The organism is Devosia subaequoris (genome assembly GCF_014197055.1).
In the GTDB taxonomy this organism is placed as follows: Bacteria; Pseudomonadota; Alphaproteobacteria; order Rhizobiales; family Devosiaceae; genus Devosia; species Devosia subaequoris.
On sequence record NZ_JACIEW010000001.1, the window covers coordinates 603,447 to 622,959 of the forward strand.

The window sequence follows — 19,513 nt, forward strand, 5'->3', positions numbered from 1 at the left end:
CTCCCTTGAGTTTTCCTGTTCCAGCCAGCGCCGAGTCCTCAGCCGGCACTCGCCGCTTGCATTGCTGACTTACGTACCTCTGGGTGCGGGTCAACAAACTTCGTGCCCATCTGGCGCCACCTAAGCGTTGGCGGCCACAGGCAATTTGTGTGGCATGACGATCCGGCGCTGCTCGGGCGTCAGCCGCGCCAGCAACTCCTGGCTGGGCACCATGTCATGCCGGAAATAGCCCCAGCTCGGGCCATAGCGATAAACTGTCATGCGGCGCTGGCCCGGATTGGTGCGCCGGGCCGAGCCGTGCATGATGGCGTCGACGAACATCAGCGCATCGCCAGCCTTGAGATGCACTTCCACCGCTCCGGCAATGCCGTCCACCGAGGTCTGCTCATCGCGCTTGTCGAGGGCGACCGTCTGGGGGTGGCGAAGATTGGATTTGTGGCTGCCGGGAATGACCATGGTCGCACCATCGCCAGGACCGATATCGTTGAGCGCAATCAGCACATTGACCTGGCCGCAGTGAAACCGTCCGGCGTGAAAGCGATACTGGGTACGAATGGTGCCAACATGACCGCCCGAATGCAGGCGCAGCGCCTGCCCCGGCCCTCGCACCGAAGCAAAGCATTCATCGATAAAGGCAGGGCCGTGGTGACCGTCGAAATTTTCCGGATCGTCCGCACCGATGAAGTGGACGGCCTTGGCAAACCAGGACGGATGATCGATCAAGCGCTCCCAGGCAGGGCCGGCCTCATAGACCTGCTGCAGGATCAGGCCCTCCTGGCGGTCAGGCCGATTGAAGAGCCGCACATGGCCGTCCCAGCCATCGCCGACGAAATCCTGATGCTGGTCAAGCGTGTCGTTACAGTCCGCCAGCTCTTCGGGCGACAGCGCGGCGGGAATGACCAGATATCCATTGAGATCGAACAGATAGCGTTCGAGATCGGTGCATGCAGCACCGGGTGCCAACCCTGCGTCCATTCCTCAGCTCCCCGCCATGCCCCGATTTCGGGTCAATTCTGCGCGGTGCTGCTGGGAAGGTTCGTCCCGCCAACCGCGACCGCACGGTTGAAATCATTTCGCGGGCAACTCAGAAGGTCGATACGAGCAACTGTCCGTGGGTTAACAACGGTCAGACAGCAGACGTACCGCGTAGCTCACGCTTTACCACATACCCTGGCTGGGCTCTTAGCCCATGACGTGTCTCCGGCCGTTCCTGAGAGGTTGGTCCCACTCAGATTGCGTTCAAAATCACCATATCTTCCATACAAGTCAACCGATTTTGGGTCCTGATGAACCGAAAACGCATTTCAGCGTCTCACCTCCAACCAAATTTTCATACGCAGCAAGATTTTGTCCGATTGGCCCAGACAACGCATTGATCGGCTTTGAGCGCGAGCGGCCGCGGTGCTACGGAGCAGCCATGGATTTTCTGGCCCGCTTCATTCCCAACATGGTCTCTGTCAGCCCCGTGGAACGCTTGCGGGCCGCGCTGGGCGCGTTTCTCGGTATCCTGGTGACGGCGGGCGTTACGGCGCTTGCCCTTGGCCAGGGGCCAGAACTGCCTCTGCTGGTGGCTCCGATCGGGGCCTCGGCCGTGCTGTTGTTTGCCGTCCCGGCCAGCCCGCTGGCGCAGCCATGGTCGATGCTGATGGGCAATTGCCTGGCCGCCATCGTCGGGGTGAGTTGCGCAACCCTGATAGGGCCGACCCCAATTGCTGCCGCGCTGGCGGCGGCCTTCAGCATCGGCCTCATGCTGAGTTTCAAATGCCTGCACCCGCCAAGCGGGGCGGTCGCGCTGACGGCGGTGATCGGCGGGCCGGCCATTACCGAACTCGGCTACGGGTTCGTGCTCTGGCCGGTCGGTATCAATTCCGTACTCCTGCTGCTCGCGGCTGTGGCCTTCAACCGCCTGACGGGCAAGCAATATCCGCACCGTCCCGCCCCTGCTCCGGCCATCGAAGCCAAGGTCATCCCCTTTGCCCCCAAGGTGAGCCTGGGAATTTCGGTCGAAGACCTCAAATCGGCCATTCGCGAACGCGACGAAATTGTCAGCGTCGATCCGGTGGACCTCGAAGAGATGCTGGAACGCGCCGCGCTTCTCGCCTTCTCACGCCGTTCCGCCGGTGTCACCGCAGGCATGGTGATGACGCGCGACGTTCTCAGCGTGCAACCCGGCACCTCGCTGCGCATCGCTTTGCGCACCATGCGCAGCCATGAGGTCAAGGCCCTGCCGGTGGTCGACATGAATGGCCAGGTCGCTGGGATCCTCACCCAGACCGACATTCTGGAGAAGGCAGAATGGGGCCCGATGATCCACGCGTCGTCCGGACTGGGCTGGCGCCTGCGCTCCATGTCCAATTCAGACAAGCCGCTGCGCGGCAAGGTGCGCGACGTGATGACCAGCCAGGTCGCCACCGTCACCGAGGCCATGCCGATTGCGCTGGTGATCAAGCTGATGCTCGACAGCGGTCATCACCATCTGCCGGTAGCTGGCGACAATAATACGCTCAAGGGCATGGTCACCCAGGCCGATCTGATAGCCGCGCTATTCGGCGCTGGTGTGGACGATCTGGCCCGGATCGCCTGATCGCTAACCCTTGGGATTGATCAGCACCCGGCCCTTGATTGCGCCGCTCAGGATTTGCGCCGCCTTTTCCGGCAACGCGTCGAGCCCCACTTCCTCGACATTGCCGGCATAGGCGGCGAAATCGAACAGGTCGGCCAGCCGGGCCCAGGCTTCGGTGCGCGCATCGAAGGGCTGCATGACACTGTCGATGCCCAGCAGGTTCACCCCGCGCAGCAGAAAGGGCAGCACATTGGTGTCGAGCTTGATCCCGGCCGCATTGCCCAGGCTTGCCACCGATCCGCCATAGGCGATTTGACGCAAAAGCTTGCCCAGCACCGCACCACCGACGCAATCGATGGCCGCAGCAAACCGTGCTGACTCCAGCGGCTTGTCGGGCTGCTCCATGAATTCATTGCGGTTGATTATATTGGCAGCGCCAAGATCGCGCAGCATATCGGCGTGCTGTGGGCGCCCGGACAGCGCGGTCACCGAATAGCCCAGGCGCCGCAGCAGAGCCACTGAAATCGAGCCCACGCCGCCGGCTGCGCCGGTCACCAGTACGTCACCCTTGGATGGGGAGAGGCCCGCCCATTCGAGCCGGTTGATAGCCAGCATTGCCGTCAATCCAGCCGTGCCCATGATCATTGCATCCCGGGCGGACAGACCGTTCGGCAGCGGCACCAGCCAGTCGGCCTTGACCCGCGCCCGTTCGGAGTAACCGCCCCAATAGGCTTCCCCGACCCGCCAGCCGGTCAGCACGACTTTGTCGCCAACGCGATAACGTGAGTCGTCGCTTTCGCGCACGGTGCCGGCAAAATCGACGCCCGCGACATGAGGATAGGTGCGTACCAGACCACCCTGCCCCGTCAGGCAAAGCCCGTCCTTGTAGTTGAGCCCTGCCCATTCGATATCTACCGTGACATCGCCCTCGGGCAAGCGCGCGTCCTCGAGAATCTGTACCGCTGACGAGACGGTCCCGTCCTCAGCTTTCTCTGTCAGCAGGGCGCGGAAACTCATGGGCTTTCTCCTCTACTTCTGCTCAGGGCATGTGCCCAGCATGCCGACTTATCCACGCCCCGGCAATCACGTCTATACTGTGCCCATCCCCGCCACACACGCGGCCCCGACGCAGGGCCGGGCGGGGAGGCCGGGAAGAGGGGCGCCTCTTTACGCGGGTAGAAGCTCGGCAGCCGGACCTGCAATAACGGTACCGCCTGAATCCGGACCCGTGGAAAATCCGTGTTTCCGTGACGAACGGCCAGTGGCTCTTGCACTTGAACGTTCATCTTTCTGGGCCACTGGCCGTTCGTTACCGTGTATCCGCGACGCCACAGGGCCGGGCGGCCCTTTTGCGCGTCCCTACCCCGCAGCCTCGGTGGCCGCAATCGCCGTCATGTTGACGATGCCGCGGCTGGTCACAGTCGGCGCCAGGATATGGGCAGGCTGGGCCGTGCCCATCAGGATGGGACCGATATGCAGGCCATTGTTCATCTCCTTGAGCAGGGTCATGGAGAGGTTGGCTGCTTCCAGGTTCGGGAAAATCAGCAAATTGGCTTCGCCCTTGAGCACGGAGTCCGGAATGTAGCGGTCGCGCAGGCTTTCATTGATCGCCAGATCGCCCTGCATTTCGCCCTCGACCATCAGGTCCGGCGCCTCCGCCTTGAGGCGATCATAGACTGCCCGCATCTTCTCGCTGGTTTCGCCGTCACGGGAGCCGAAGTTCGAATAGCTGAGCAGGGCAGCCTTGGCCTCGATGTTGAAGCGCTTGAGGTGGTCTCGGGCCTGCAGGGCAATCGAGACCAGTTCGTCCTCGGTGGGGTCGATATTGGCGTAGGTATCGGCAAGGAAAAATACCCCGCGATTGAGGATCAGCATGGACAGGGCCGAGAGTTGCTGGGCCCCCGGCGCCACGCCGATCACCGAATGGATGTCGCGGGCATGCTTGATGAAGCGTCCCTGCAATCCACAGATCAGCGCATCGGCCTCGCCACGCCGCACGGCCAGCGCACCAATAACGGTCGTGTTGGTGCGCACGATGGTCTTGGCGGTATCGGGGGTGACACCCTTGCGCCCGACCAGCGCGTGGAAATCGGCGACATAGTCGCGATAGCGCGGGTCGTCTTCGGGGTTGATAACCTCGAAATCCGTGTCGGGCCGGATAGTTAGTCCGAAACGCTCCAATCGTGATTCAATCACCGAGGGGCGCCCGATCAGGATCGGCTTGCCGATACCGTCTTCGAGAATGACCTGGGCGGCGCGCAGCACACGCTCGTCCTCGCCATCGGCAAAGGCGATGCGCTTGCCCGACGCCTGGGCCCGCTCGATCATTGGCTTCATCACCATGCCGGAGCGGAAAACAAAGCGACGCAGCTTTTCGCGATAGGCATCGAAATCGGCGATCGGCCGCGCTGCAACGCCGGACTCCATCGCCGCCTTGGCCACCGCCGGCGCAATGCGCAGGATCAACCGCTGGTCAAAGGGATTGGGGATCAGATAATCCGCGCCGAAAATGGCCGGCACACCATGGCTGGTCGCTTCAAGGCCCGGCTCGTGGGCGAGCTTGGCAATGGCGTGCGCCGCTGCCGCCTTCATCTCCTCATTGATAATGGTGGCACCGCAATCGAGCGCCCCACGGAACAGGAAGGGGAAGCAGAGGACGTTGTTGACCTGGTTGGGATAGTCCGAGCGCCCCGTGCAGACCAGCGCATCGGGCCGCGCTTCCTTTGCCAGCTCCGGCATGATCTCGGGGACTGGATTGGAGAGCGCCAGGATCAGCGGATTGGGCGCCATGTCCTTCATCATTTCGGGCTTGAGCGCGCCGGCCTTTGAAAGTCCGACAAAGATATCCGCCCCCGCCATGACGGCGCTAAGTTCGGTCTCATCGGTGTCCTGGGCAAAGGCGCCACGCCAGCGGTCCACCGAATTGTCCCGCTTCTTGGTCACCAGGCCCTTGGAGTCGGCGATCCAGATGTTTTCCCTTTTTGCACCAACGGCAATCAGCATGTTCATGCAGGCAATGGCAGCGGCCCCTGCCCCGGAGGTGACGATCTTGGCCTTGGCGATGTCCTTCTTGACCAGCCGCATGGCGTTGATGACGGCAGCGGCCACGATGATCGCTGTGCCGTGCTGATCGTCATGGAAGACCGGGATATTCATCCGCTCGCGCAGGGCTTCCTCGATCTCGAAGCATTCGGGTGCCTTGATGTCTTCCAGATTGACCCCACCGAAGCTGGGCTCGAGCGGCGCGACGATTTCGATGAAGCGCTTGGGATCTTGTTCATTGACCTCGATGTCGATCGAGTCGATGCCGGCGAACTTCTTGAACAGAACCGCCTTGCCTTCCATCACCGGCTTGCTCGCCAGCGCCCCGATATTGCCCAGGCCCAGCACCGCCGTACCGTTGGAAATCACGGCGACCAGATTACCCTTGGAGGTGTATTTGTAAGCGTCGGCCGGATTGGCGGCAATTTCCTCGCAGGGGGTGGCCACGCCGGGCGAATAGGCCAGCGAAAGGTCGCGTGTGTTCGCGAGCGGTTTGGTGGCCACGATTTCCAGTTTCCCTGGCTTGGGAAACTCGTGAAAATAGAGCGCAGCCTCGCGCATGCTGGTGGCCTTGTCGTCGGTCATGAGTCTCTCCCATCAGCGGCGCGGCATCGTCGCGCCAGGCCACGTCCCCACGCGGCAAAAACTTCCCAAGAGCAGGTCTGCTCCCTCAAGTGAAGTTATGCCTTAGTCGTAGAAAACCATACCTGCTAATCGGGAACACACGCGTATCTGGCAGCCAGCGGGTTGATTGGTTCAGATTTACTGATACACATTTCGATTTTACCATCAGGCAGCACCGTATCAGCATGAGCCGCAATTTCCTGGTTATTGACCCTGAAGAGGGCATCGACGTGCTCAAGGGCCTCGCCTCCCCGATCCGCGTCAAAATGCTGAAATTGCTGCATGTGGAAGGCGCGATGAATGGCAACGACATCGCCGAAAAGCTTGGGCTGCCGCAGTCGACCGTCTCGACAAATCTGCAGATTCTGGAGGGCGCGGGACTGATCCGTACCGAGACGCAGAAGGCCCGCAAGGGCAATCAGAAAATCTGCCACTCGACCTTTGATGAAGTGCTGGTGATGTTCAAGGACGACATCGAGCCGTTGGGCGCCAACACGATAGAGGTGTCCATGCCGCTGGGGCTTTACACCAGTTGCGAAGTCTCTGCCCCTTGCGGGTTGTGCTCCAGCGACGGAATTATCGGCCTGCTCGATGTGCCCGATACCTTCCTCGACCCTGACCGCATGAAGGCGGGGCTGATCTGGTTTACACGCGGCTATCTCGAGTATCAGTTCCCCAACAATGCCAAGCTGGCTCAGAACAGCATTGAATCGATGGAGTTCATGCTGGAGTTGAGCTCGGAGGTGCCCGGCACCTCGGCGGACTGGCCCAGCGACATTACTCTGTCGGTGAATGGCACGGAGATCGGCACCTGGCTGTCCACCGGAGATTTCGGCGACAAGCGTGGCGTCTATACGCCCGACTGGTGGAAGCTCAAGGGCAGCCAGTATGGCAAGCTCAAGAGCTGGCGCGTCACCATGGACGGTACCTATGTGGACGGGATGAAGATTTCGCCGGTTTCCCTACATGATCTGGATCTGGACAATCACCATTCGATCCGCCTGCGCATCGCGGTAAAGCCTGACGCCAAGCACCCCGGCGGCATCAATATTTTCGGCCGCGGCTTCGGCAATTACGACCAGGACATCACGCTGCGCCTGCAAACGGCGCCCTGATTTATCCACGCACATCTGATTGCCGTTAAGATCCTCATCGGGCGCCATCCCGCTGAGGCCGCCAGTGCACGCCTCAAAAATCATATTTTTGAGCTTGCGCGCCCATCACGACCCCGCTACAAACGCAATTACTGATACAAATCAGAAAAACGGAATTAGTGGGAGGAGCCGGTGAAGGCGTCCGTCATTGCCAACAAGGAATACACGATCTCTAAAATCGACGATCGTGTCTATGGGGCTTTTCTCGAGCATCTGGGCCGCGCGGTCTATGAAGGCATCTATGAGCCTGACCATCCGAGCGCCGACAAGGACGGCATGCGCGGGGACGTGATCGATCTGGTCAAGAAGCTCAACGTTCCGGTCGTACGCTACCCGGGTGGCAACTTCGTATCCGCCTACAATTGGGAAGATGGCGTAGGCCCGCGTGAAGAACGCCCTGTTCGGCTCGACCTGGCCTGGCACACCTCGGAAAGCAACGCCGTGGGTGTTCACGAATTCGCCGACTGGTGCGCCACCGTGGGTACCGAGATGATGCTGGCGGTCAATCTGGGATCACGCGGTGTCGATGACGCCCGCAATTTCCTGGAATATGTCAACCATCCCGGCGGTTCCTACTGGTCCGACCTGCGCATCAAGAACGGGCGCAAGGAACCATGGAACGTCAAGATGTGGTGCCTGGGCAACGAGATGGACGGCCCCTGGCAGGTCGGCCACAAGGACGCCGACGAATATGGCAAGCTGGCCGCCAACACAGCCCGCGCCATGCGCATGTTCGACAAATCCCTTGAGCTGATCGTCTGCGGCTCGTCCAATTCCGATATGGCCAGCTATCCCGATTGGGAGCGCATCGTACTTGAGCACACCTATGATCACGTCGATCATATCTCGCTGCACATGTACTTCGCCAATCGCGACGACAACACCCCCAACTATCTGGGGCAGGCCGAGAAGCTCGATACATATATCGAGACCGTGGCTTCGACCATCAAGCAGGTCAAGGCCAAGAAGAAGTCGAAGAAGGACGTCTATATTTCCTTCGACGAGTGGAACGTCTGGTACCATTCGAACAAGAAGGATCGCGAGATCCTGGAAGGCAATAGCGGCTGGCCGCATGCGCCGGGGCTGCTCGAGGACATCTATAATTTCGAAGATGTCTTGATGGTGGGTCTTATCCTCAACACCTTCATCCGCCGCTCCGACGTGGTGAAAATTGCCTGCATCGCCCAGCTGGTGAACGTGATCGCACCGATCATGACCGAAAAGGGCGGCCCCGCATGGGCGCAGACGATCTACTACCCCTACTACTTTGCCTCGGTTTACGGTCGCGGCACGGCACTGCAGCTGGTCACCAACTCGCCGGGCTATGAGACAACACACGACAAAAACACTGCGTTTGTCGACGTCTCCGGCGTGCACAACGAGGAAGATGGCACCCTGACCTTCTTCCTGGTGAACCGCCACACCAGCGAAAGCATCGAGACCGAAGTGAGCCTGCAGGGCTTCACCAATGCTTCGATCATCGATCACCAGGTCATGACCCATCCCGATCTCAAGGCCGTCAACACGGCCAAGAACCAGGAAGAGGTTGCCCCGAAGAAGGGCACCGGCGCCAAGGTTGACGGCGACACGCTGTCCGTCGCTCTGCCGCCCTATTCCTACCAGATGGTGCGGGTCAAAATCTGAGCTATCAACACCCTCCGGGACCCGTCAGATGAGCGGGTCTTCGACAGGCATATTCATGAGGCCCGCCCTTGAAAGGCGGGCCTCACTGCATTTTGTATCATAGTTTTGGATTTACATCAGATAACGCATTGACAGCCCCTCGCCCCTAGTTAAGTATGACTTATAGCGAGGCCGAGGACCCTCGCTGAAAGAGGCGCAACACGGCGCCTCGCAATGGGAGGAAATCGATGGATAGACGCAGTTTTTTGATCGGCACGACGGCTGTCGGTGCGCTGATGGTTGCAGGCAATGGCCTGGCACTGGCGCAGGAAGCGGAAGGTTCGGTACCTGACCTGACCCAGTTCCCGCGCAACGAGACGGTCATCGTTCACAATCCAGAAGGCATCATCCGCAATCCAGGCTGGTTCAACCTTTGGGCCGTCGGCGCCGGCAATGGCACCAGCAACGGCCTGCACAACCTGACCACCGACACGCTCTGGTTCATTGACCCGGATGCTGGCATCGAGGGTGCAAGCGAGAACGCCATCTATAACTCGCTGGCAGCCGATACCTGGCAGTACAACGAAGACTTCACAGAAATGACGGTGCCGCTCAAGCAGGGCATCTATTGGAGCGACGGCGTCGAGTTCACCGCGGACGACGTGGTGTTCACCGTCCAGAAGCAGGCCTCCACCCCCGGCACGCCTTACAATGGCGCCTTCTCGGTGCAGGTTGCCGAAGTCACCGCACCGGACAAGTACACGGTACATTTCAAGCTCAACGCGCCCAATTCCCGTTTCCACACGCTGTTCTCGGTGCGCTGGACAGCCGCCTGGATCATGCCCAAGCATATCTACGAGAATGTCGAAGACATCCTCAGCTATGAGGCAAATCCGCCGGTCTCGCTCGGCCCCTATACGCTGCACTCGTACGACCCGAACGGCACCTGGTATATCTGGGAAAAGCGCGAGGACTGGGAACGCACGGCGATGGGCATGATTGCCGAGCCCAAGCCGCGCTACATCATCTATCGCAACAACATTTCCACCGACAATCGCCTGATCGAGATCCGCAACGGCAATCTCGACATGGTTCACGACCTGACGCCGGAAGGCACGTTCTCGGTTGTGCAGCAGGACGATCAGATCCAGGGCTGGTTCCCGGGCTTCCCTTATGCTCACCCCGATCCGACGCTGGTGATGGCGATCTTCAATCATCAAGATCCCAAGTTCCAGGACAAGCGCGTACGCTGGGCTCTGGCGCTCATGCTCGACGCGCGCGCCATGTCGATGGCATCCTACCGCGGTGCGGCCACGCTCTCGGCTATCTCGGTGCCGCCGACCGGCACCCATCCGCGCGACTACCATGGTCCTCTGCAGGACTTCCTGATCGACTACGAGATCGACACCGGCACCTCCAAGATCAAGCCATATGATCCCGATATTGGCCTGCAGATCGCCGACATGGTGCGTCCTCAGTTCGGCGACGCCGTGCCGACTGAAGAAGAGGCCGTTCGCAACGCCTTCGGCTATGGCTGGTGGAAGCAGAACATTCCAGCTGCGGAAGAGCTGCTGACGGCTGCCGGCTTCACCAAGAGCGGCAATCAGTGGATGATGCCCGACGGCCAGCCGTTCGAGTTCTCGGTCATGGTGCCGCAGGAAGGCGTGGTCAACCGTCTCGGTGTGATCATCGCTCAGACCTGGGCCCAGAACGGCATTGGTGCCACCGCAGAGGTGGATGCCGATACCTGGGGTCGCCAGCGCGTTGGCAATTACGAGGTCAACATAGCCTGGGCAGTGGAAACCTGGGGCGGTCACCCTGACCTCAGCTTCTTCATGGACAGCTACCACTCGGCCTATGTCGCCGAGCCCGGCGAGTCCCAGCCGGATCGCAACTGGATGCGCTGGAAAGATCCGCGTCTCGACGAAATCATCGAGAAGATCCGCGGCATCGACTTCAACGATCCCAAGGGCATCGAATATGGCCATGACTTCGTGAAACTGCACCTCGAAGAAATGCCCAATATTCCGATCATGGCGTACAACGTGTTCTCCATCCAGTCGAACCGGTACTGGACCGGCTGGCCCGACGCGAACAACAACTACGCCAACCCTGTGACCAACTGGTCCAACGGCCGCTATATCTTCACCCAGATATCCCCGGTCGAAGGGGCTAGCTAACAGCCTCCCGGCGGCCCGATGCAGATCGGGCCGCAAGCAGGGGCGCGCCCACCGGTGCGCCCCATTCTCATTTCGGGTCTCGCTGGCCCGATTGACATGCGGTGAACCGCGTCGGGTGGCTATTGTCGTTTTTGGCTCACCCTCCCCCACTCCCTGCGAAGGGAGACGTGTTCGCTCCCGCTGCACGGCACCAAGCCTCGTGGCAGCTGAAATTCAAAGGACGATTGGCCCCGAATGCATTCATATCTCTGGTTTGCGGGAAAGAGACTACTGCAATTGATTGCAGTGATTTTCTTCGGCGTTTCCGCGATGTTCTTCGTGACCTATCTCTCCCCAATCGATCCTGTTGAGCAGGTTCTGGGACGCCTGGCATCACGCTCAAATCTCTCTCCGGACGCCATCGCCTCGACGCGCGAGGCGCTTACCGCCATGTTCGGCACCGACCAGCCGATGATGGCGCAGTATTTCAATTTCTGGATGCGGGTCCTGCGTGGTGACCTCGGCGCGTCGCTGATGGCCTTCCCGACGCCAGCCATGGAACTGGTGATGCGCAGCATGCCCTGGACGCTTGGCCTGTTGCTGACCTCGACCTTCATTACCTTCGTCATCGGCAATGTGATGGGCGGACTGGCGGGCTATTTCCAGAACAACCGGTTCTTCAAGGCGTTCGGCATCCTGGCCATGGGCCTTCAGCCGATCCCCTATTATATCGTGGCCTTTATCATCCTGATCATTTTCGGCTTTCTCTGGCCAGTTCTGCCCATCTCGGGCGGGTTTGCCATGGATGTCCGCCCCAGCTGGACCCTGCCCTTCATTCTTTCGGTCCTGCAGCACTCGCTGCTGCCGGCGTTCTCGCTGGTCCTGGTTGGACTTGGCGGGTGGTTCATCGGCATGCGCGCGCTGGTCAGTAACATCGTCACGGAAGATTATGTCACCTATGCCGAGTTGGCCGGCGTGAAACGGAACACCGTTGTTGGCAGCTATGTGATGCGCAACGCGCTGGTGCCTCAGATCACGGCGCTGGCCATGGTCATTGGCGGCGTGTTTTCGGGCACGATCATTACCGAGCAGGTCTTCAACTACCCAGGCATGGGCTCGCTATTGGTCGATGCCGTGAATGCCGGTGACTATTCAACCGTTCTGGCCGTTTGCACAGTTTCGATCACTGCTGTCGCCACCGCCATCTTCATTGTGGACATGCTGCATCCGCTGCTCGATCCACGCGTTCGGGCGGAGTAGTCGCCATGTTCTCTGTTTTTCGCGACCTCGTCCGCTACAACATCGAATTCACTATTGGCCTGATCCTGGTCGGCATCATGGTGGTCTTTGCCGGGCTGTCTTTCTTCGCCCCGATGGACCCGTCCCTCATCTATATGGCGCCCCCCGATCAGCCGCCGTCTACACAGTACTGGTTCGGCACCAATTCGCGCGGACAGGAACTGTTCTGGCAGCTCTCGGCAGCATTCAAGAACAGCCTGCAATTCGGCATCACCGTTGCCGTTCTAAGCCGTATTATCTCGATCACGGTCGGGCTGGCTGCGGGGTATCTCGGTGGCTGGGTCGACCGGGTGCTGATGTTCGTCAACGACATCTTCGTGGCTGTACCTATCTTCCCGATCCTGGTGCTGTTCTATTTCGTGCTGCGCAACAACATGGACAGCTTCACCATGGCGCTGATCCTCGCCTGTTTCGGCTGGCCCTTCGATGCTCGATTGATCCGCTCGGTTGCGCTGGGACTCAAGCACCGCGAATTCACCCGCCACGCGGTCTTTGCGGGCATGAGTACGCGCAAGGTGCTGGTCGAGGAGCACCTGCCCTATGTGATGCCGATCGTGTTCGCCACTTTCATGAACAACATGCTGTGGTCCATCGGCATGGAAGTGACGCTGGCCGTGTTGGGTTTCACCAACATCAACAATCCAACGATCGGTACCGTTCTCTACTGGGCCAATAGCCACTCTGCCATGGTGGTGGGTGTCTGGTGGTGGCTCGTGATCCCGGTCATCCTGATCGTCATGACCTTCCTGGGCCTGTTCCTGCTGGCAATGAGCATGAACGAATATATCGACCCGCGCAGCCGGCTGCGCCGCATGGGAGCCTGAGCCATGACCCAGGAAAAGACTGAAATTCTCAAGGTCGAAGGCGTAAAGGCCTACTACCAGATGAACTATTTCGGCGTGAAACGCGAAGTGCGCGCCGTCGACGACATCACCGTGACCATGCGGCGCAATGAGGTCTACGGCATTGCCGGCGAAAGCTCCTCGGGCAAGACCAGCTTCATCAAGGTGTTGGCTGCCGCGATCCGGCCGCCGCTCCGAGTTATCGAGGGCACGGTAAAATACGAGTTCAAGAATGGGCCGATCGACGTTGCCCATGCTTCGCCTGCCGAGATCGAGGCGGTGCGCTGGAAGCATCTGAGCTACATCATGCAAGGCTCGATGAGCGTGCTCAATCCGGTACGGCGCATCGGCAAGACCTTCCAGGACTTTGCGCAGCGCCCATCGGGCCTCAAGGGCGAAGCGTTCGAGGAACGGGTGATCAATCATCTGGCGCGGCTGAAACTGCCGCCCGACGTGCTCAAGGCTTACCCGCATGAACTTTCCGGCGGCATGCGCCAGCGCGTGACCATCGGTCTGGCGACGGTCTGCCACCCCGAGTTCATTATTGCCGACGAGCCGACCACGGCGCTCGACGTGGTGGTGCAGAAGGAAGTGCTGAGCCTGATCCGCGACATCCAGAAGGAAATGGGCGCCTCTGTGGTGTTCGTGACCCACGACATGAGCGTGCATGCCAATGTCGCCGACCGGGTAGGCATCATCTATGCCGGCCGATTGGTTGAGGAGGGCCCGACGCGCGACATGTTCTTTGCGCCCAAGCATCCCTATACCGCACATCTGGTGGCCAGCCTGCCGCGGATCGGGGACACCCAGCAGCGCCCTGCCCTTGATGGGCGCCCGCCGAACCTGGCCGATCCCCCGCAAGGGTGCCGCTTCCATCCGCGCTGCCCGCTGGCCGTGGACAAATGCCGCAAAGAGGTGCCGCCCATGGAAGTCGTCGGCCCTGATCACCGCACCGCCTGCTGGCGCTGGAAAGATGTGGAGCCGCTGGTCAATGTATCGGCACCTGCAGGAGTAATGGCATGACCACGCTGCTCGATGTTCGCAATGTCTCCAAGCGTTTCACCATGGGCGGTATTTTCGGCCGCAAGACCGTTGATGCGGTGATGGATGCCAGCTTCTCACTCAGTGCCGAAAATCCGGAAATTTTCACCATTATCGGGGAGAGCGGGTCAGGCAAGACCACACTGGCCCGCATGATCCTGGGGCTGGAAGACCCCAGCAGCGGCGACATCCTGTTCCGTGGTGAAAAGGTGGATCGGCACGCCGGACGCGCCGAACGCCTGAAGTTCATGAGCCACGTGCAGCCCGTCTTTCAGAACCCGTTCGAAGCGTTCAATCCGCTCAAGCAGATCGAACGCTATCTCGAAAGCACGGCGCGGCGGTTTCTGGACACAAGCGACAAGGTAGTCATCGACAAGGCGATGGACGAAGCGCTGCAGAAAGTGGGTTTGAGTCTGAAGGAAGTGCGCGGGCGGTTTCCGCATGAAATGAGTGGTGGGCAGTTGCAGCGCTGCGCGATTGCTCGGGCGCTGATCCCCAACCCACCGCTGCTGATCGCGGACGAACCGGTATCGATGGTGGATGCCTCCTTGCGCATGAGCATCGTCAACCTGCTCAAGAGCCTGCGGGACGATCTCAAGGTATCCGTTATCTACATCACGCACGATCTGGCGACGGCTTACTACATCTCGAACCGCATTATCATCATGCAGCGGGGACGGATCGTGGAGATGGGCGATGCGCGCACGGTCCTGGAGAATCCCGAGCACCCCTATTCAAGGCTGCTCAAGGCGTCAGTGCTCTCGACTGACGACGCCGGGGCCGGCAAGCTTGGCACCGATCTGACCATGCTGGATCAAGCCAATGACAGCGTTGGACAATCCGGTCAGTTGATCCAACGCCCGGACGGACGGCATGTGCGGGTGTACGCATGAGCGCACCGATCTTTCGTGATCCGATCGAGGATGGCGCGGCCGATCCCGTGGTGGTCAGGCGCGAGGGGACCGATGAATGGTGGATGTTTTACACCAATCGTCGGGCTAGCGTAGATGAACCGGGCTTCGGCTGGATTCATGGTTCACCTATCGGGATTGCTGTTTCACAGGATGGCGGCGCCAGCTGGGCCTACCGGGGCACCGTCAAAGGTCTGGATGCCCCGGGAGATGATGGCCTCAATACGCATTGGGCGCCAGAAGTGGTGTTTGCCGAGGGGCAGTATCACATGTTCCTCAGCTATATCACCGGCACGCCGACGCATTGGAAGGTGCCGCGCACCATTGTCCATTTCACCAGCCCCGACCTGGAAAACTGGTCGCGGGTCGGGCCGCTGAAACTGTCGAGCAGCAACTGTATCGACGCCTGCGTGTTCCCCAGTCCCGATGGCCAATGGCGCATGTGGTACAAGGATGAAGGACAGGGGTCGAGCACCTGGAGCGCGACCAGCCCCGACATGATGAACTGGACGCTGGAAGGCCTGGTGCTGCCCGGATCGCCCGATGCGCCGCCCCATGAAGGCCCTAATGTCTTTGCCATGGGCGGCTACTACTGGCTGATCGTCGATGAATGGCGCGGACAGGCCGTCTACCGGTCAGACGATACGCTGCACTGGACGCGGCAGGGGCTCATCGCGGACGCCCCGGGGACGGATCCGATGGATCAGCGCTATGCTCGTCACGCGGATGTGGTGGTCAATGGCGACCATGCGGCAATGTATTATTTCACCCATCCTGAGTGGGATGAGCGCGTCCAGACAGAGGGGCCACCTGATGTCGCAGCTCGGCGCACGGCAATCCACCAGGCCCGGTTGACCGTGGTTGACGGGGTTCTGACCTGTGAGAGAAACGTCGCAGCCGGAGCGGCCCTGCTTGCCTAGGCGCCCAGTTCGCGCTGGCGGCGCAGAAACGCCACGATGGACGTGAAGCGATCATGGACGCGGGAAAAACGGGAGATCGTGTCCCTGGGGGTTCCGACCTCCACCAGTTCTTCATGCAGGTTCTTGAGCGCTTTTTCCATGTTATCGGCTTCGTCGAGAAGCTGGTCGATCTGCTCTTGCGAGAGACGCACCACAGTTGCCATGGCCAATCTCCTTCCCTTTCAGCCAAGGCAGCAGAGAGGCAGAAGGTTCCACGGCATCGGCAATGGGCATTGCAGATTGTCAGTCTCCGGGCGTCCAAACCGGGGCCGCCTCGCGCCGGAGCGGCCCCATGGTGGTGATGTCATCGCCCCGGCGCATGGAGATGTTCATCCGGAACGAATTGCCGATCCGCTCGGAGCGTTCGACGAACAACTTGGCAATCGGAGGCGGGCATATCTCTTCGGTCGTTTCGCGGAAGAGGCGGAGCCAGCGCATGAAATGGATGTCGGTCAATTCGGGGATGGCGAGATGCTTGGGCATCGGGCGGCCATTGTAGCGTCCAGTTCCCAGCAGCATGGAACTCCAAAAATCGGCAATCTTGTCCAGATGTGCTGGCCATTCCGCGTCCGGAATGACGCGATTGAAAATTGGACCGATGACATCGTCGCGGCGCGCACGGGCGTAGAACTCATCAACGACAGTGCGGATCATCGCCTCATCGAGCCCTTCGGGCGTCTCCCAACCAATGCGGTGCAATTGCCTGCCCACAGGCGGCCGATCATTGGGCGGCATTGTCGATGCTCCTGATCGCATAGGTGCAGCGGCGCCCGCCTGAAACAATATGTTCCTGACGCTCGACCTCTACCTCCGGACCCAGCACGGACCGGAACACTTCGAGTTCGGCACGGCAGAAACCCTGACAAGCCGTTGCGGCAGCGCAGATCGGACAATGATTTTCGACCAGCAGCATCGACCCGTCCGGCTGCTCGGTCCAGGCGGCCATGTAGCCTTCCTGACTGCGCAGGTCAGCAAGCGCAGCAACCCTGGACTTGAGGTCCGTCGCCGCCCCTACCGCCGCTTCATATGCGCTGCGTGTGTCGGTCTCGCGGGCGGTGATGATGGTGTCGAGCACATCCTCGCCGAGATGGTCGCGCACGATGTCGAGCAATTGCACCGTCAACGCTGCATGTGTATCGGGAAAGCGGGCCTGTGCCGCGGGCGCAAGGCTCCACAATTGGGTTGGTCTTCCAACGCCGCCGGCTGCGGTGTGCGCTTCCACCAGGCCTTCATCGGCCAGACGCTGCAATTGCTGACGGACCGCCTCGCTGGTGGTCCCAAGGGCCTTGCCCAAGGCCGCCGCTGAGCGCGCACCGTGCATCTTGAGGGCCATAAGGATGCGTTCGGCCGGGGTGCGAGGTGACCACACAGCATTTTCCAAGGCCGAACTTGACATATCATCGCAAAGGGTTTTCAAAGCCATTGCTTGGAAATTAACCCGGCGCGCACAAACTTGCAAGCCGAATGCGAAAGGACCCGAACATGACCTTCACGCTGCCCACCCTGACCTATTCGGCCAATGCGCTTGCCGCCAACGGCATGAGCCAGGAAACACTGGAGCTGCACCACGGCAAGCACCATCAGGCCTATGTCACTGCGCTTAATGGCTTCGTCGAAAAGATGCCGGAACTGGCCGGCAAGTCGCTTGAGGAGATCGTGATCTTCGCCAAGGACAAGCCCGATCTGGCGCCGGTGTTCAACAATGCCGGTCAACACTGGAACCATATTCACTTCTGGCAGGCGCTGGCCCCAGAGGGCGGTAAGCTGCCCGGCAAGCTGGAAGCCAAGGTCATCGAGGATTTTGGGTCTGTCGATGCGTTCAAAGATAGCTTCAAGACCGCTGCAACCACGCAGTTCGGATCGGGTTGGGCCTGGCTGGTGCTGGGCACTGACGGCAAGCTCAAGACCACCAAAACCCCCAATGGCTCGAATCCGCTGGCCACTGGCGAAGGTAAAGTGTTGCTGGGCCTGGATGTCTGGGAGCACTCTTACTATGTCGACTTCCGCAACCGCAGGCCCGACTATGTCAGCAACTTCCTCGACAAGCTCGCGAATTACGAGTTCGCCGAGGCCAATCTGGGCTGAAGGTTCGCATTGAGCCGCGACATGGAAATGCGCGGCCCACCCCATCTATCCTCCCTCAGATTGGGAGGTGCAGGCCGGTGTTTTGCACCGGCCACATTGCACTGGTAGCCTGTTTCCACCATGACTATCCCCATGCCCGAGTTTGAATTGCCCGACACCATGGCTTTGAGGCCACTGCGCCGACCAGCCATCAACGACGCCGAGTTCCGTGCCGCCATGTCTGGCCTGGCTTCAAGTGTCCACGTCGTTACCGCACGGCGCGGGGACGAACGGGTGGGGCGGACGGTGACATCCGTGCTGTCGCTATCGGCCCAGCCGCCCGCCATTCTGGTTTCTATCGACATCGTGAGCCGATTGGCCGACCTGATTGCCAAGACCGGTTGCTTCTCCCTGGCCATGTTGTCGGCTGGGCAGGAGGAGATTGCTGATGCCTTCGCCGGCCGCGTGGAACCGGCCGACAGGTTCGGCATCGGGCAGTGGGGAAGCTGGCCTTCGGGACAGCCCTATCTTCAGGGGGCGGTCACGGCACTGGACTGTGAGGTGATCGGTGCGATGGAAACAGGCACACATGTCCTGTTCGCCGGCGCAATCATCGAGGCGGAAAGCAGTACCGGTGCAAGCCCGCTGCTTTGGCATCGGCATGGCTATCGCGCATTGCGCGGGGTCGACTGACAGGCTCGGCAATGCCACACTTCGGGCAGGCGGTCTGGCAACTTCTGCGGCCGCACGACGTTGACCCCGTAAAACGGGAACTAATCGTGCCAAAATATTACTTTCACTACCGTACTGACGAAGCGCTGATCCGCGATGAATCCGGCAGCGACCACCCCGATCTGGATGCTGCAGAGCAGAGTGCCGCAGAGATGGGCCGGGCCATTATTGAAAAAGTGGCGGGTGAAGGGGGCGAGATGGACGCCCCCCGCTCTATCGAAATTACCGATGCCGCCGGGCACGACCTGCTCTATGTCGTGTTCTGGGCTGGCCCAAAGGTCGGCGATGGTCCCGCCACCCCGATTGAACCGGCAACGGTCCACTAGTCACTCAATCAACTCGCTTCATCGCTTTTAGCGCAACGATGGCGGCCAACCCGGCCGCCATTTGTGCTTTTTCGGAGCGCCTGATCGCGTCTACCCGAACATTGCTCCGGCGTGAACGGTCACCATAAAGCCGAACAGCAAGGCCGCAGCCAGACCGATATAGGACACATAGTG

18 protein-coding genes are annotated in these 19,513 nt (G+C 60.4%); 12 read left to right on the forward strand and 6 right to left on the reverse strand.

The features are described from left to right. Positions 1-120: 120 nt before the first annotated feature. Complete coding sequence (locus GGR20_RS02910) at positions 121-975, reverse strand: phytanoyl-CoA dioxygenase family protein (protein ID WP_183309704.1); 855 nt, start codon at positions 973-975, stop codon at positions 121-123. Positions 976-1,417: 442 nt separating this feature from the next. Here GGR20_RS02910 and GGR20_RS02915 point away from each other — a divergent pair, with 442 nt between their 5' ends. After that, positions 1,418-2,584 carry an HPP family protein gene (locus GGR20_RS02915; protein WP_183309705.1) on the forward strand — a complete coding sequence of 389 codons (1,167 nt, stop codon included), beginning with the start codon at positions 1,418-1,420 and terminating at the stop codon, positions 2,582-2,584. A gap of 3 nt (positions 2,585-2,587) precedes the next feature. Here GGR20_RS02915 and GGR20_RS02920 read toward each other — a convergent pair whose 3' ends face one another. Together GGR20_RS02920 and GGR20_RS02925 are read right to left on the reverse strand one after the other, a co-directional pair. After that, positions 2,588-3,580, reverse strand: coding sequence for an oxidoreductase (locus tag GGR20_RS02920; RefSeq protein ID WP_183309706.1), 993 nt, complete (start codon positions 3,578-3,580; stop codon positions 2,588-2,590). A gap of 342 nt (positions 3,581-3,922) precedes the next feature. After that, a complete protein-coding gene (locus tag GGR20_RS02925; RefSeq protein WP_183309707.1) occupies positions 3,923-6,190 on the reverse strand; it encodes an NADP-dependent malic enzyme in 2,268 nt (755 codons plus the stop codon). Positions 6,191-6,414: 224 nt separating this feature from the next. On the opposite strand from GGR20_RS02925, the gene GGR20_RS02930 reads away from it, so the two are divergent. The 8 genes from GGR20_RS02930 (at position 6,415) to GGR20_RS02965 (ending at position 16,178) form a co-directional block, all read left to right on the forward strand. Further along, a complete protein-coding gene (locus GGR20_RS02930) occupies positions 6,415-7,344 on the forward strand; it encodes an ArsR/SmtB family transcription factor (protein WP_183309708.1) in 930 nt (309 codons plus the stop codon). A gap of 171 nt (positions 7,345-7,515) precedes the next feature. Beyond that, positions 7,516-9,027, forward strand: coding sequence for an arabinosylfuranosidase ArfA (gene arfA, locus GGR20_RS02935; RefSeq protein ID WP_183309709.1), 1,512 nt, complete (start codon positions 7,516-7,518; stop codon positions 9,025-9,027). Positions 9,028-9,302: 275 nt separating this feature from the next. Next, on the forward strand, positions 9,303-11,186 hold the full coding sequence (locus tag GGR20_RS02940; protein WP_183310054.1) for an ABC transporter substrate-binding protein: 1,884 nt from the start codon (positions 9,303-9,305) through the stop codon (positions 11,184-11,186). 234 nt (positions 11,187-11,420) lie between these two features. Continuing rightward, positions 11,421-12,425: an ABC transporter permease gene (locus GGR20_RS02945; protein WP_183309710.1), complete on the forward strand. Its 1,005-nt coding sequence runs from the start codon at positions 11,421-11,423 to the stop codon at positions 12,423-12,425. 5 nt (positions 12,426-12,430) lie between these two features. Then, positions 12,431-13,288 carry an ABC transporter permease gene (locus GGR20_RS02950; protein WP_183309711.1) on the forward strand — a complete coding sequence of 286 codons (858 nt, stop codon included), beginning with the start codon at positions 12,431-12,433 and terminating at the stop codon, positions 13,286-13,288. A gap of 3 nt (positions 13,289-13,291) precedes the next feature. Next, a complete protein-coding gene (locus GGR20_RS02955; RefSeq protein WP_183309712.1) occupies positions 13,292-14,329 on the forward strand; it encodes an ABC transporter ATP-binding protein in 1,038 nt (345 codons plus the stop codon). Next, on the forward strand, positions 14,326-15,240 hold the full coding sequence (locus GGR20_RS02960; protein ID WP_183309713.1) for an ABC transporter ATP-binding protein: 915 nt from the start codon (positions 14,326-14,328) through the stop codon (positions 15,238-15,240). The genes GGR20_RS02955 and GGR20_RS02960 overlap by 4 nt, the downstream gene beginning before the upstream one ends. After that, positions 15,237-16,178: a family 43 glycosylhydrolase gene (locus GGR20_RS02965; protein ID WP_183309714.1), complete on the forward strand. Its 942-nt coding sequence runs from the start codon at positions 15,237-15,239 to the stop codon at positions 16,176-16,178. Before GGR20_RS02960 ends, GGR20_RS02965 begins: the two co-directional genes overlap by 4 nt. On the opposite strand, the gene GGR20_RS02970 is transcribed toward GGR20_RS02965, so the two are convergent. The 3 genes from GGR20_RS02970 to GGR20_RS02980 form a co-directional block, all read right to left on the reverse strand. Beyond that, the gene (locus tag GGR20_RS02970; protein WP_183309715.1) at positions 16,175-16,381 is read right to left on the reverse strand and encodes a hypothetical protein; all 207 of its coding nucleotides are present in this window, start codon (positions 16,379-16,381) and stop codon (positions 16,175-16,177) included. The genes GGR20_RS02965 and GGR20_RS02970 overlap by 4 nt on opposite strands. Positions 16,382-16,460: 79 nt before the next feature. After that, on the reverse strand, positions 16,461-16,952 hold the full coding sequence (locus tag GGR20_RS02975; protein WP_183309716.1) for a group III truncated hemoglobin: 492 nt from the start codon (positions 16,950-16,952) through the stop codon (positions 16,461-16,463). Next, a complete protein-coding gene (locus GGR20_RS02980; RefSeq protein ID WP_420827425.1) occupies positions 16,939-17,550 on the reverse strand; it encodes a helix-turn-helix transcriptional regulator in 612 nt (203 codons plus the stop codon). The genes GGR20_RS02975 and GGR20_RS02980 overlap by 14 nt, the downstream gene beginning before the upstream one ends. A 149-nt stretch (positions 17,551-17,699) precedes the next feature. On the opposite strand from GGR20_RS02980, the gene GGR20_RS02985 reads away from it, so the two are divergent. The 3 genes from GGR20_RS02985 to GGR20_RS02995 all read left to right on the forward strand — a co-directional run bounded on the left by GGR20_RS02985 (position 17,700) and on the right by GGR20_RS02995 (position 19,339). Further along, entirely contained in the window at positions 17,700-18,302 is a 603-nt protein-coding gene (locus tag GGR20_RS02985; protein ID WP_183309718.1) for a superoxide dismutase, read from the forward strand. A gap of 132 nt (positions 18,303-18,434) precedes the next feature. Continuing rightward, on the forward strand, positions 18,435-18,974 hold the full coding sequence (locus tag GGR20_RS02990) for a flavin reductase family protein (protein ID WP_246349367.1): 540 nt from the start codon (positions 18,435-18,437) through the stop codon (positions 18,972-18,974). An 86-nt stretch (positions 18,975-19,060) separates the two neighbouring features. Continuing rightward, entirely contained in the window at positions 19,061-19,339 is a 279-nt protein-coding gene (locus tag GGR20_RS02995; protein WP_183309719.1) for a DUF6894 family protein, read from the forward strand. Positions 19,340-19,513 lie beyond the last annotated feature (174 nt).